The sequence below is a fragment of the Pseudonocardia sp. genome (genome assembly GCF_050250275.1).
Classification (GTDB): Bacteria; Actinomycetota; Actinomycetes; order Mycobacteriales; family Pseudonocardiaceae; genus Pseudonocardia.
In genome coordinates, this window is record NZ_JBFWOY010000042.1 from 38,971 (window position 1) to 50,702 (window position 11,732).

14 protein-coding genes are annotated in these 11,732 nt (G+C 67.8%); 6 read left to right on the top strand and 8 right to left on the bottom strand.

Annotation, left to right across the window (positions count from 1 at the left end; all coding sequences use genetic code 11):
• Positions 1 to 163: 163 nt before the first annotated feature.
• Positions 164 to 688, bottom strand: a complete 525-nt coding sequence (locus AB7F12_RS28345; protein WP_428498846.1) for an alpha/beta hydrolase — start codon at positions 686 to 688, stop codon at positions 164 to 166.
• Positions 685 to 855 (bottom strand): alpha/beta fold hydrolase, encoded by a 171-nt coding sequence (locus AB7F12_RS28350; RefSeq protein ID WP_428498847.1) that lies wholly within the window; start codon positions 853 to 855, stop codon positions 685 to 687. The genes AB7F12_RS28345 and AB7F12_RS28350 overlap by 4 nt, the downstream gene beginning before the upstream one ends.
• Here AB7F12_RS28350 and AB7F12_RS28355 point away from each other — a divergent pair.
• The 4 genes from AB7F12_RS28355 (at position 854) to AB7F12_RS28370 (ending at position 2,222) form a co-directional block, all read left to right on the top strand.
• Positions 854 to 1,174: a M20/M25/M40 family metallo-hydrolase gene (locus AB7F12_RS28355; protein ID WP_428498848.1), complete on the top strand. Its 321-nt coding sequence runs from the start codon at positions 854 to 856 to the stop codon at positions 1,172 to 1,174. The genes AB7F12_RS28350 and AB7F12_RS28355 overlap by 2 nt on opposite strands.
• A complete protein-coding gene (locus tag AB7F12_RS28360) occupies positions 1,174 to 1,527 on the top strand; it encodes a hypothetical protein (RefSeq protein ID WP_428498849.1) in 354 nt (117 codons plus the stop codon). The genes AB7F12_RS28355 and AB7F12_RS28360 overlap by 1 nt, the downstream gene beginning before the upstream one ends.
• Before the next feature lie 315 nt (positions 1,528 to 1,842).
• On the top strand, positions 1,843 to 1,983 hold the full coding sequence (locus AB7F12_RS28365; protein ID WP_428498850.1) for a hypothetical protein: 141 nt from the start codon (positions 1,843 to 1,845) through the stop codon (positions 1,981 to 1,983).
• 8 nt (positions 1,984 to 1,991) lie between these two features.
• Positions 1,992 to 2,222, top strand: coding sequence for an enoyl-CoA hydratase-related protein (locus AB7F12_RS28370; protein ID WP_428498852.1), 231 nt, complete (start codon positions 1,992 to 1,994; stop codon positions 2,220 to 2,222).
• Positions 2,223 to 2,397: 175 nt separating this feature from the next.
• On the opposite strand, the gene AB7F12_RS28375 is transcribed toward AB7F12_RS28370, so the two are convergent.
• The 6 genes from AB7F12_RS28375 to AB7F12_RS28400 form a co-directional block, all read right to left on the bottom strand.
• Complete coding sequence (locus AB7F12_RS28375) at positions 2,398 to 3,651, bottom strand: NAD(P)/FAD-dependent oxidoreductase (protein ID WP_428517058.1); 1,254 nt, start codon at positions 3,649 to 3,651, stop codon at positions 2,398 to 2,400.
• 177 nt (positions 3,652 to 3,828) lie between these two features.
• Complete coding sequence (locus AB7F12_RS28380) at positions 3,829 to 5,004, bottom strand: vWA domain-containing protein (RefSeq protein WP_428498854.1); 1,176 nt, start codon at positions 5,002 to 5,004, stop codon at positions 3,829 to 3,831.
• A complete protein-coding gene (locus AB7F12_RS28385) occupies positions 5,001 to 5,912 on the bottom strand; it encodes an AAA family ATPase (protein WP_428498855.1) in 912 nt (303 codons plus the stop codon). The genes AB7F12_RS28380 and AB7F12_RS28385 overlap by 4 nt, the downstream gene beginning before the upstream one ends.
• Before the next feature lie 35 nt (positions 5,913 to 5,947).
• Positions 5,948 to 8,338 carry a xanthine dehydrogenase family protein molybdopterin-binding subunit gene (locus AB7F12_RS28390; RefSeq protein WP_428498856.1) on the bottom strand — a complete coding sequence of 797 codons (2,391 nt, stop codon included), beginning with the start codon at positions 8,336 to 8,338 and terminating at the stop codon, positions 5,948 to 5,950.
• 2 nt (positions 8,339 to 8,340) lie between these two features.
• Positions 8,341 to 8,874, bottom strand: coding sequence for a (2Fe-2S)-binding protein (locus AB7F12_RS28395; protein WP_428498857.1), 534 nt, complete (start codon positions 8,872 to 8,874; stop codon positions 8,341 to 8,343).
• Between the two features lie 2 nt (positions 8,875 to 8,876).
• Positions 8,877 to 9,746 carry an FAD binding domain-containing protein gene (locus tag AB7F12_RS28400; protein ID WP_428498858.1) on the bottom strand — a complete coding sequence of 290 codons (870 nt, stop codon included), beginning with the start codon at positions 9,744 to 9,746 and terminating at the stop codon, positions 8,877 to 8,879.
• A gap of 231 nt (positions 9,747 to 9,977) precedes the next feature.
• Between AB7F12_RS28400 and AB7F12_RS28405 the strand changes: the two genes are divergently transcribed.
• Together AB7F12_RS28405 and AB7F12_RS28410 are read left to right on the top strand one after the other, a co-directional pair.
• Positions 9,978 to 10,616: an AmiS/UreI family transporter gene (locus tag AB7F12_RS28405; RefSeq protein WP_428498859.1), complete on the top strand. Its 639-nt coding sequence runs from the start codon at positions 9,978 to 9,980 to the stop codon at positions 10,614 to 10,616.
• Between the two features lie 661 nt (positions 10,617 to 11,277).
• On the top strand, positions 11,278 to 11,732 hold a 455-nt coding region (locus AB7F12_RS28410; RefSeq protein ID WP_428498860.1), incomplete at its 3' end, for a radical SAM protein.

The window sequence follows — 11,732 nt, forward strand, 5'->3', positions numbered from 1 at the left end:
CCGGCTGATGGGCAACGGCCCGGCCCCGACTTCCGGGGAGCCGCCCACTCCAGGACGAACCTTCCGACCGCCGCCAACCCACCGCCGGGCGCCGCGGTACAGCGGGTGCGGTGTCGACGCGACCACCGGGACGGGCGGTCCCGCGCCCACCCACCCGGACGGATCAGGGCCGCGACGACCCCGACCGCGCAGCGGCGGTGATCACGTCTGCCACGGCCTGCGGCCTCGAGGCCATCGGCGTGTGACTGCTGTCGATCTCGTGGCGGTGGGTCGCCCGCGCGGCCATGGCCCGCTGAGCCACCGCCGGGATCGCCCGGTCCCGGCTGCACGTGAGGTACGTGCTCCCGACGGTCCGCCACGCCGCGCCCGTGAGCGGCTGGACGAACGAGGCCGTCGTCTGTGTCGTCAGACGCCCGGAGTATGCCTCGACGAGGTCTGCGGGGAGGTCCGCGTAGAACGTCGGTCCCGGCTTCGTGACGCGCGTGACCCCGCGGTCGAGGTCCGTATCCAGCCAGTCCAGCCGGTCCCCGTCGACGGCGCCGAGCAGCGAGTCGCCCTCGTCGAGCATGAAGGCGCAGATGTAGACGAGATGTCGGACGGTGGGTACGTCGACCGCCGCGGCGGTGATCACCATGCCCCCGTAGGAATGCCCGACCAGCACGGTGTCCCGGTCCTCGGCGAGGATCACCTCGCGGAGGGCCGGACGTCGTCGTTCAGGTCTCCGTCCTTCCCGGAGCTGGGCAGGTCCAGCGTGACGGGCTCGATGCCGTTGTGGCGCAGCAGCGGCAGCACCGGTTCCCACGCCCATGCGCCGTTCCATGCTCCGTGGACGAGGACCGCGCGTCGCGCGGACATGGACGCGTTGCCGGTCGCCGAGGACACCGGCCTGCCCTATGCCAGCCGGGCCCGCGGGACCGATCCCGAGGGCCGCGACGTGGCGGTCATGCACGCCTGCGGCCACGACATGCACGTCACCTGCCTGCTCGGCGCCGCCCAGGTCCTCGCGAGCGACACGGCATGGTCGGGAACGCTCGTGGCGCTGTTCCAGCCGGCCGAGGAACTGACCCGGGGCGCCGTCGCCATGGTGGACGACGGGCTCTTCTCGCCGCGATCTCACGCATCGTCGAAGGCGAGGCCCAGGTCGCCGGCGCGCCGCGGCCCCCGGACATCGTGATGGTCGAGTCATCGCCCGCGGTGGTCAACGACGAGCACGCGACCGCCCGGACCAGACCGGCCCTGGAGGGCATCACCGGGGCGGGCCGGGTGATCGACCCGGGACCGGTGACGGGCAGCGAGGACGTCGGTGTGCTGGCGTCCGCGGCCGGGGCGCCGTGCGTGTTCTGGCTTCTCGGCGGTGCGGACCAGACACCGTTCGCCCACGCCACGAGCATGGACGAGATCCGGAACCTGGTGGCGCCGATCCCGTCGAACCACTCCCCGCGCTACGCACCGGTGATCGACCCGACCATCGAGGTGGGCGTCCACGCCCTGACCCGGGCGGCCCGCACCTGGCTCGCCGAGTCCTGACCTGCACGAGCGGGTCGCCGTGGGGGCGGCTCACCTCACCCGCCTCGTGGACGATCGGTTCGGTGTGGGGCTCGGCCCCGCGCCGGGCCCCTCCCTGCGAGAACCCGTGACCCGTTCGGGTCGCGCTCCCCTCGGCCGAAGTCCCGTTCAGAGGTGTTCGGTCAACGAGATCGCCGAGCTCGGGCAGGCGGCGACAGCCTCCCGGGCCGCGAGCTCGTCCGGTTCCGAGAGGTCACCCTCGACCAGGAGCCGACCGTCCCGGTCTCGTCGTCCGTGTTTGGGCTCGACGAGACCCAGCGCGCCACCCTCGGCGACATGCGCCGGCGATTCGACTCCCCCGAGATCGCCGGCGGCGTCCGCGACACCGGGGGGCGGGTCAGTCTCGCCGTCTACCGCTGCACCAAGCCTGTCATCGCCGCGATCAACGGACCGGCCGTCGGATCGGCGCCACCATGACGTTGCCGATGGATGTCCGACTCGCATCGGCGGACGCCCGGATCGGGTTCATCTTCGGCCGGCTCGGGATCGTCCCCGAAGCGGCGTCGACCTGGTTCCTCCCCCGGCTCGTCGGGATCGGCACCGCGCTCGAGTGGGCCTACTCCGCCGACATCCTCACCGCGGCGGAAGCCCTGCGCGGAGGCCTCCTGCAGCGAACGAGGGATCATCCGGCTTCTCGAGCGCTACATCGCCCGTGAGATCTGTGCCCACCTGCCCCGACCCCGGCTCGTGACGCATCGAGCCAACTCGGCTCCGCGGCCTGACGAGGATGGACGCATCGGGTGGGTCGACCGGACCGCTCGCGGAGTGGGCCTACCAGCGGATGTTCACCTCAGAGCACGCCCGCCGTCAGAACTCTTCCGATATGTGCATTCACCCGAGCCCGGGGGCAGCCGATGCCTCGACCGATCGGGATCGGAGACCGCCGAGACGGCCCCGCACCTCATCGAGGGTGGCACCCGACATCACAGCCCGTCTGCAGGCGATGAGTGCTCGAGGCCAGTTCACGACGACAGCGCCGGCGATCGTGGCGGCGGCGTCGCTGTAGAGAACGGCGAAACAACGATCCGGGTCTTGGCCCGCCACCTCGATCTGTCGGAGATCGTCACTCGTCCGACCCACCATCTGGATTTTCCAGTCGTACTGGTCGCTCCACACGTAGTCGATGGGTATGTGTGCGCGAGGCTCGTCCGAACGCACGATGTTGTGCGCGACACATGACGCCTGATCGACTGCGTTGGTCCAGTGTTCGACCCGCCGGAACTGCTCGTGAGCGGGATGCCACCATCGCGCAACATCCCCCACCGCGTGGACGTTGGCGTGGCTGTCGACCGCGCGTCCGAACCGGTCGCAGACGACCCCGTCGTCGAGAACGAGGCCAGAACCGTCAAGCCACTCGGTGTTGGGCTGTGCACCGATTCCGACGACTGCGGAGTCGGCCTCGATCACCGACCCGTCGTCGAGATGAACACGCAGCCCTGTCTCGGAGTGGTCGATCCCGCTGACGCCGACGCCGAACCGGGTGTGGACGCCACGCGCGTTGTGCAGCTCACCGATCCGCCGTGCGACGCCTGCCGCCAGCGACCGGGAGAGCGGCACCGCGACGGGGTCGATCAGGGTTACCGGCTCCACCCCCAGCCCTCGGGCTGTCGCCGCCACCTCGGCTCCGACGAACCCGGCGCCGATGACGACGAGCGAGCCACCACGGCTCAGGGCCGCCCCCAGCGCGGTGGCATCGCCGAGGGTTCGGAGCAGATGCACGCCGGGCGGAGCTCCCCACGGAGAGGGCCGGGGTCGGGCGCCGGTCGCGACGACGAGGTCGTCGAAGTGAATACAGGTACCGTCTGCGAGCTCGACCTCGCACGCATCCAGGTCTACCCCGGTCGCAGCACGACCCAGCTCGAGTTGGATCGAGGCGGCGGCGGCCTGTTCCCTGGTCAGCAACGTAATGTCCTCGACGGCAGCGCTTCCCGCGAGCAACGACTTCGACAGCGGTGGCTTGTCGTAGGGGAGGGCGGTCTCGTCGCCGACCAGGATCACGTCGCCGGCGTATCCGGCCGTCCTCAGCGCCTTGGCGGTCCGCACCCCACCGATCGAGGCTCCAACGACGACTGTGGTCGGGCTCACCGGCACACTCTCCTCGTGTCCGAAGTAGATGATCGGTCCAACACCCGGGCGCGCCGACCGGCGTTCGCCCTGCTCGCTCGATCCGTGAGGTCCGACGTGAGTTCAGCGAGATCCGGTGGATCCCCCTGTGTCTGCCCCAGGTCTTTGCTGCTGCTCAGCGAGGCCATCGGTGAACGATCACAGGACTGCGCGGCCCCGTCTGTCGGCTTTCCCGTGGGACGCGGAGTAACGAGCCGGCGCCAGCGCGGCAACCAGCGCGGTCGGGTCTGCGCCCGGCACGAACGCATCCAGGTGCGGCAGGGCGGCTCTCATTGCGCGTGCCGTCGGTGCATAACCCGGCTCGTCGGCGACCGGATTCATCCACACGAGCCGATGAGCAGTCCGCCGTAGTCGACCGATGGTCCGGTCGACCAGGTCAGGGTCGCCGGTGTCCAAGCCATCGGAGACGATGACGCACACGCTGCCCCGCAGACGCGACAGGTTGCGAGGATCGGCGAGGAGCTGCCCCAGTGACTCACCCACGCGTGTCCCCCCGTCCCAGTCCACAACCTCGGTCGTCACCTCTGTCAATGCTTCTCGTGGTCCACGCCGGGTCAGTACCGGGGTCACCCGGCTCAGGCGCGTCGCAAAGCAAAAGACCTCGCACTCGATCCCTTTCTGCACCAAGGAATGCGCGAAGAGCGCCATGCGCTCCGAGTGCTGCGACATCGACCGCGACACATCAAGGAGAAGGACGAGGCGCCGGCTCCGCGCCCGGGACCGCGATGTCGCCAGCGGCACCGGCTCGCCCCCGGTCCGCAGCGCCTGACGCACTGTCCGTGGCAGATCGACCGGACCGGTCGCCGAAGGCCGCGTGCGCGGCGTCGTCCTGGCCGGCAACGCCACCACCAGGCGTCGATACCGGCGTTGCAGCTCGGCCAGTTCGTCAGCAGTGAGAGCCGGCCCGCTCTTGGCTCGAAGAACCTCGGCCCAACTGGTCCCGACTCCGAAGTGGAGACGCCCGTCCGGTGGGCGCTCACCGCCGGCGGCGTCGTCGACGACGAGGGACTTCTCCTGCTCCTGCGGGACGGATGACTCCACCGACGTCGAGGCCCTGCCCCGCGCCCTCCAGTAGCGGCGGAAGACCCGATCATAGGCAGGACGGTCATCCCGATCGGCGGTCAGGAGTGCCCGGCCGACCCAGAACGTGTTCTCCGGACCAAGGTCCGCAACAGCGTCGCAGAATGCCTGCATCCGACCGGAGTCGATCCGCACGCCCTCGGCCTGGAGTTGTTCGCAGAACCCGACAAGTTCTTCCAGCAGTGGGCGCTCCGGGACGAAGCCCGCCGAATCCCCACCGCCCGGGCGTGTCACTGGGCTACGCCGACGATCTCGTGCTCGAGCGCTGCTTCGACGATCTCCACGTCCTCGCGCGTCTTCACCACCCAACCCAGACTCACTCGCGCCGCCTCGACAGTGACCGCGTGGGCGCCCAGGAGGGCAAGGGCCCGGGCCCAGTCCACGGTCTCGGCGACTCCAGGCACCTTCAGCAGGCCCAGTCGGCGAATCCTCGCCACCGCTGCTGCGACGGAGTCGGCGAGACGTGGCTCGATGTCAGGCAGCCGCGCCTGCACGATTCGACTCTCCATCTCGCTCTCCGGCGGATCGATCCACACGTATGCGCATCGTCGGCGAAGGGCGTCGTGGAGCTCCCGCGTCCTGTTGGACGTGAGGATCACGGCGGGCGGCACCTCGGCTCGAAACGTCTCCCGCGTCTCCGGAACGGAGATCGTGAAGTCCGACAGCAACTCGAGTAGCAGCGCCTCGAACTGGTCGTCCGCACGGTCGATCTCATCGACCAGCAGCACGGCACCCTCGCCGGAACGAAGGGCACGCATGAGTGGACGTTCGAGGATGAAGTCGCTCCCGTAGAGGTCCTCGACACGTGGCCCGGCACCCGAGGCCCCCCCTTCATGGGCGAGCCTGGCCGTGAGCAGCTGACGCGGATAGTCCCAGTCGTAGAGCGCCTGCCGGGCATCAATGCCTTCATAGCACTGGAGCCTGACGAACTCGGCACCGAGCACGGCGCACAGAGCTTTCGCAGCCTCCGTCTTTCCTACGCCGGCCTCGCCCTCGAGCAGGAGGGGCCGCCTGGAGATCACGGCAAGATAGATGGCCGTGGCGAGGCCACGGTCGACGAAGTATCCAACCCGTTCCAGCGCGTCCGTCAGTGCGTCGATCGACCTCAGTGCGCGCGGACGGCGGGTGCCCTGCTCGCTCACGTCGCGACCCACGGAGCACCCGCCGACCCGCTCGATCACTTGTCCGAACCCGCCTCTCGCGCTCGCTCGATCAGCTCCAGGACGTCACACGGCCGCAACGGCGCCTTGTCGATGACGATGTTCCCGAAGGGGCTCAGCGCATCCGCGACGGCGTTCAACACCGGCACGCCACCGAGCGCACCTGCCTCCCCCATCCCCTTGATCCCACCTTCCGTCACCGGCGAGGGGGTCTCGATGTGCGAGATCTCCATCGGCGGCACCTCGGTGGAGGACGGGTAGAGATACTCCATCAGGCTGCCGGACACGAACTGACCGCCGGCGTCGTACACGAGATCCTCGTACAGGGCGCCGCCGATCCCCTGGGCCACTCCGCCGGCGATCTGCCCGTCGACGATCATCGGATTGATGATCACGCCGCAGTCCTCACAGATGACCATCTTCTCGATGGTGACCTCGCCCGTGGCCGGGTCGACCTCGACGATCGCCACGAACGTACCGTTCGAGTAGGCCGGGTCCGGGTCGTAGGAACGAGTCGCGGTCAACGCAGGCTCGTGACCCTCAGGCCGGTTGGTCCCGCCGTAGTAGGCGAAGGCGGCGATCTCGGCCACGGTCATGGACTGCGACGGAACACCCGAGACGGTGGCGACGCCTTCAGAGATCTCGACGTCCTCGGGGGCGACCTCCATCGCCCGCCCCGCCATACGGCGAAGGTTCTCCTTCACATCCCGGCCCGCACGCATGATCGCACCTCCGCCGATCACGGCGCTGCGGCTGCCCCACGTCCCCATTCCATAGACCGCGCGGGCGGTGTCGTTCTCGATGACGCGGACGGACTCCAACGTGACCCCGAGGGTGTCGGCCGCCACCTGCGCCATCGTCGTCTCGTGGGCCTGGCCGTGGCAGTGCATGCCCGTCGTGACCGTCACGGATCCGTCCGGCTCGACCGTGACACTTGCGGCGTCGAAGTAGGCGGCGTTCTTGAAGCCCTGTTGAACGGCCATGTCCGAGCCCCAGGCAGTCGGTTCGACGTACGCGCAGAATCCGAGGCCGATATAACGCCCCTGCTGCCGTAGTTCCCGCTGGCGCTCACGGAAGGCGTCGTAGTCGAGCATCTCCTTGACCTTGAGCAGCGAGCCCTGATAGCTGCCGCCATCGAAGGTCTGCCCTGTCACGGTCGTGAACGGACGATCCGGGATGCAGTTGCGGAGCCGGAAGTCGAGCGGGTCGATGTCCAGCGCCCGCGCGATCTCGTCCACGAACGTCTCCCGTGCCGAGGACACGACGGTCCAGCCGACGCCGCGGTACGCACCCGTGGGGCACCGATTCGTCACCGGCGTGTCCACCGTGTACCCGACGGCCTTGAGGTCGTAGATCATCGGCATGTGCTGGGCAGCGACGACCGTGTCGACCAGGGACGTCCACGGGTGCGACGGCCAGGCACCGCCGACCCCGATGAACCTGCCTCGCAGGGCCAGCAGCGTGCCGTCGTCGTCCACCGCCGCGTCGAGGTAGCAGACGGTCTCCTTGGCGTGCGACGACGCCGCAAGATTCTCGTAGCGGTCCTCGATCCACTTCACGGGCCTGCCGCTGAGCTTGGACACCGCCGGGATGATCGCCTCCTCGTCGAAGACGTGGCATTTCATGCCGAACCCGCCGCCGACGTTGTCCGCGATCACCCGGATCGTGGACTCCGGGATGCCCAGCGGCGCCGCGATCAGCGACCGCATGAAGTGGGGCACCTGCGTGGAACTCCATACCGTCAGCTCACCGGTGGACAGGTCGAAGTCGGCAAGCACTCCACGGGGTTCGAGCGGCGCGGCCATGTACCGGCCTTGGTGGAAGCGCTTGGAGAACGTGTGCGGCGCCGACGCAAAGATCCCGTCGACGTCGCCGTTCTGAAACTCGATGTGCGCGAAGTTGTTGTCCGGGAACGCGTCATGCATCGGCGGGAGCGGGTTGGTGACGAGCTCCTCCGCATCCATGAGCGGCTCCAGTACCTCCCACTCGACGTCGAGAGCGTCGACGCCGTCCTCGGCGACGTAGCGCGACGACGCCAGGACCACCGCGATCGGCTGCCCGACCCAGTATGCCTTCGTCGAGTTCAGGATCGGCCGCGTGATCGTCTTGACCTCGGGGAACGGCAACGTCGTCGTGAAATCACCGAGGACACTGCTGACCTCGGCCTGCGTATAGACAGCCTCGACGCCGTCGATCTCGAGTGCTCGAGTCGCGTCGATCGACGTGATCCGCGCATGCGCGTGCGGGCTCCGCAGGAATGCTGCGTGCAGGAGCCCGATCGGCTCCGCTACATCGTCGGTGTAACGGGCGCGCCCGGTCAGGTACCGAGGGTCTTCGGACCTCAGGATCTTCCGCCCGACGTACGGGAGCGTGGCCTTCGCCGGCTTCATGGGCTCGACAGCTACCATCGTCAGACTCCCTCGCCGTCCGTCGGTGCACTACTTGCGGCATCTCCGTTTGCGCAGCGTGCTGCGTCACGAACAGATGCGACGATTCCCACATAGCCGGTACAGCGGCAGATGTTGCCGGACAAGTACTCCCGGATCTCCTGCTCGTCGGGGTCGGGGTTCTCGGCGAGCAAGGCCTTCGTCGCCAACACCATCCCCGGCGTGCAGAATCCGCACTGCAGACCGTGCTCTCGCTGGAAGGACTCCTGGATCGGATGGAGGTCCGCACCCGACGGCGCGACGCCCTCGATGGTCTCGATATCCGACCCGAGCGCTTGCACCGCCAGGGTGATGCAGGAGCGGATCGGTGCCCCGTCCTGGAGCACCGTGCAGGACCCGCAAACTCCCTGTTCACACGCAATCTTGAGCCCGGTCAGCCCGGCGTCGTGCCTGATGACATCGGCAAGGAGCGTCCGGGGGTCGACGTCGACACGCGTCCGTCGACCGTTGAGCACGAACTCCACCGGGTACGTCTCTGTCGACTCTTGGGTCGTCATCGTCAAGCCACCTCCGCCAGCACATCGCACGCTTCCACGAACGCTCGTTCCACGAGGACTGCTGCAACCTTCTTGCGATAGTTCCCCGTCGCGTGGAAGTCGTCCCGGGGATCGAGGTCGTCTGCCACGAGATGTGCCACCTCACGGATGTGCGCCGCAGTCGGGCCCCCCTCGAGCGCAGCTTCTTCGGCGGCGATACATCGCGTCGGCACATCACTCACCCCCCCTAGGGCGATACGCACGTCGGTGAATCGACCGTCGTCGACGGTCGCCGACACTGCGGCGACGACCAGAGCGAAGTCGCCCTGACGACGTGTGATCTCGCCGAAGGCGACGCGAGCGGCCCGCCTGACGGGGAGGTTCACCTCGACGAGAACCTCGCTCGGCCGCAAGCTCGTCATGAAGGCTGTCTCGAATAGCTCCGTGGCCGGAATCGTCCGCCGACCGGAGCGGCCTTGGGCGACGACCGAGCCATCCAGAGCGAGCAGGGCGACCGGCAGCTCCGCCGCGGGATCAGCGTGCGCGATGGATCCCCCGACAGTTCCGCGGTTGCGGATCGCAACGTGCCCCACGTGCCGCAAAGCCTCGATGATCAGTGGTGCTCCGTCCACGACGTCCGGCGAACTCATCGCGACGGACTGCCGAGTCCCGGCGCCGATGATCACCTGCCCCTCGGTACGGCGGATACCTCTCAGCTCCTCCACGCCGCCGATGTCGATGACCAGCTCGGGACGGGCGAGACGGAAGTTCATCATTGGAATGAGGCTCTGCCCGCCGGCAAGAATGACGGAGTCGACCTCCTCGTTCGCCCGGAGCTCGATCAGCTCGTCAAGCGTTTCTGGTCGGACGTATCTGAATCTCGGAGGCTTCACGACGTCGTCGCTCCAGTCCGGTCGCAGAAGTGGTGGACCGGGAGTCTTGCACGAGAACCAGAGCTGCCTCCATCGTAGAATCTCAAATCGCGAGAGTACAGGATTGTGAGACGTCCTAGGTGTCGATTTACCGGCTCCCGGCTACAGTCCTGGCCCGAGGTGGGCGCGCCGCGATCGACCAGATGGTCTAATTCTTCCACGCTGCAGAAATTCTCCGGAGAGGGGCTGGCCATGTCCGCAATCGGACTCCTTTATGTGGGCGCAGTGCTGTTCGTAAACGGTTTCCTATTGATGGGCTACATCGACGGGAAGGGTGCAGCCCCGATCAACCTGTTCGTCGGCCTCCTCCAAGTAATCACCCCTACCTATCTGATCTTCACCGCCGGCGGAGACCCCGCGATCCTCCTGAACGCGTCCGGGCTCTACTTGTTCGGGTTCACCTACCTGTACGTGTCGTTCCTACTCTTCTTCGGTCTCGATGGTGGCGGATTCGGCTACTACTCCCTCTTCGTCGCGATCGCGTCGGTCGGCTACTCGATCGTGAACTTCGTCAAGTTCTCGGACCCCGTCTTCGGCGTCATCTGGCTCTACTGGGCGTTCCTCTGGACCCTGTTCTTCCTGGTCTTCGGCCGGGGAGTCGTTGCTCTCACCCGTTACACCGGCATGGTCGCCCTGATCCAGGGATGGGTCACGTGCGTGATCCCCGCTGCGGTGCTGCTTCTGGGCCTCTGGGGCCAGGGCGCCACCGGATTGACCGTTGCGTACATCGTCTTCGGCCTCATCGCTTTCGGCGGCCTCTATTCTCGAGCCCGTCGGAGTGGCACGCCGACCGCGACGGAATCGGCAAGTTCCGAACCGGCGACAACATAATAGGAAGGCCGGGGCACACCCCGAACTCGTGCCGCAGGACTGGAGACGGTCGATACAGGACGATGCGCCCGAACCATTCTGGGTCACGGCGCATCGTCCGACGAGTCCGAGTGACAGGTCACGAAACGGGCCCAACCTGTCGCTGCCGCCGGAGCGGCCACCAGCAAATCAAGAGGCACCGACCGGTGGGGACGACCGGGATTCCTGGGCCGCCGCAAACAACTGGGCCAGGGCCGGTTCGATTCGAACCGGAGTATCGATCGCAGCTGTCGGAATACCGACTCTCGTGCCAGGCGTCCGTCTGCACCCGGGCTGCGCCGACGGCGCCTGCAACCGCCGAACAAAAGCTCGGCTCCGAACGGATTACAGAGATCAAGATCAATGATGGCGATTGCACCTTGCCCCCTGGAACTGTCCGGAGAGACGATGTCGTCCAAGGCCCGGAGCATCGGCCCGACAGATCGGACAGCCCTCGCAGGGACGCATTCGGACGGAAGCGGCTGCGCTGGCCGCCTGCAACGGGCACCGCGGTCCCAGCAGCCACCGGCCGAATGTTCGTGCAGTTGGCGAACCCGCAGGACGCAGCAACACGTCGTCACGGGCGCTGAGCCGCACGAGATGCGCTGCCCTCGTCGACACCCGAAAGGACCCCGGCGACGTCATGTCGACCACATCACGGACAGCCCCACGGAGACAGCCGACACGCGCCGCCAGAATCCGGAGGCGGCGCCCGCCCGACGATCCCCGCCTCGTCGACAGCTTCGGCCGGGTGGCGACCGACCTGCGCATCTCCCTGACCGACCGCTGCAACCTGCGATGCCACTACTGCATGCCGGCCGAAGGTCTCGACTGGATGCCCCGCGAGGAACAACTCACCGACGACGAACTGCTACGCCTGATCACCATCGCGGTCACCGACCTCGGCGTCGAGGAACTCCGCTTCACCGGCGGCGAACCCCTCCTGCGCCGCGGCCTGGGAAACCTCGTCGCCGCCTCCGCCGCACTGCAGCCACGCCCCGACATCTCCCTGACCACCAACGGCGTCGGCCTCGCCCACCGCGCCCAGGCCCTCGCCGCCGCCGGGGTCAACCGGCTCAACGTCTCCCTCGACACCCT

Coding starts and splice junctions, on each gene's coding strand:
- AB7F12_RS28355 (WP_428498848.1), top strand. CDS start 854: ATGGACGCGTTGCCGGTCGCCGAGGACACCGGCCTGCCCTATGCCAGC.
- AB7F12_RS28350 (WP_428498847.1), bottom strand. CDS start 855: ATGTCCGCGCGACGCGCGGTCCTCGTCCACGGAGCATGGAACGGCGCA.
- AB7F12_RS28360 (WP_428498849.1), top strand. CDS start 1,174: ATGGTCGAGTCATCGCCCGCGGTGGTCAACGACGAGCACGCGACCGCC.
- AB7F12_RS28365 (WP_428498850.1), top strand. CDS start 1,843: ATGCGCCGGCGATTCGACTCCCCCGAGATCGCCGGCGGCGTCCGCGAC.
- AB7F12_RS28370 (WP_428498852.1), top strand. CDS start 1,992: ATGGATGTCCGACTCGCATCGGCGGACGCCCGGATCGGGTTCATCTTC.
- AB7F12_RS28390 (WP_428498856.1), bottom strand. CDS start 8,338: ATGGTAGCTGTCGAGCCCATGAAGCCGGCGAAGGCCACGCTCCCGTAC.
- AB7F12_RS28395 (WP_428498857.1), bottom strand. CDS start 8,874: ATGACGACCCAAGAGTCGACAGAGACGTACCCGGTGGAGTTCGTGCTC.
- AB7F12_RS28405 (WP_428498859.1), top strand. CDS start 9,978: ATGTCCGCAATCGGACTCCTTTATGTGGGCGCAGTGCTGTTCGTAAAC.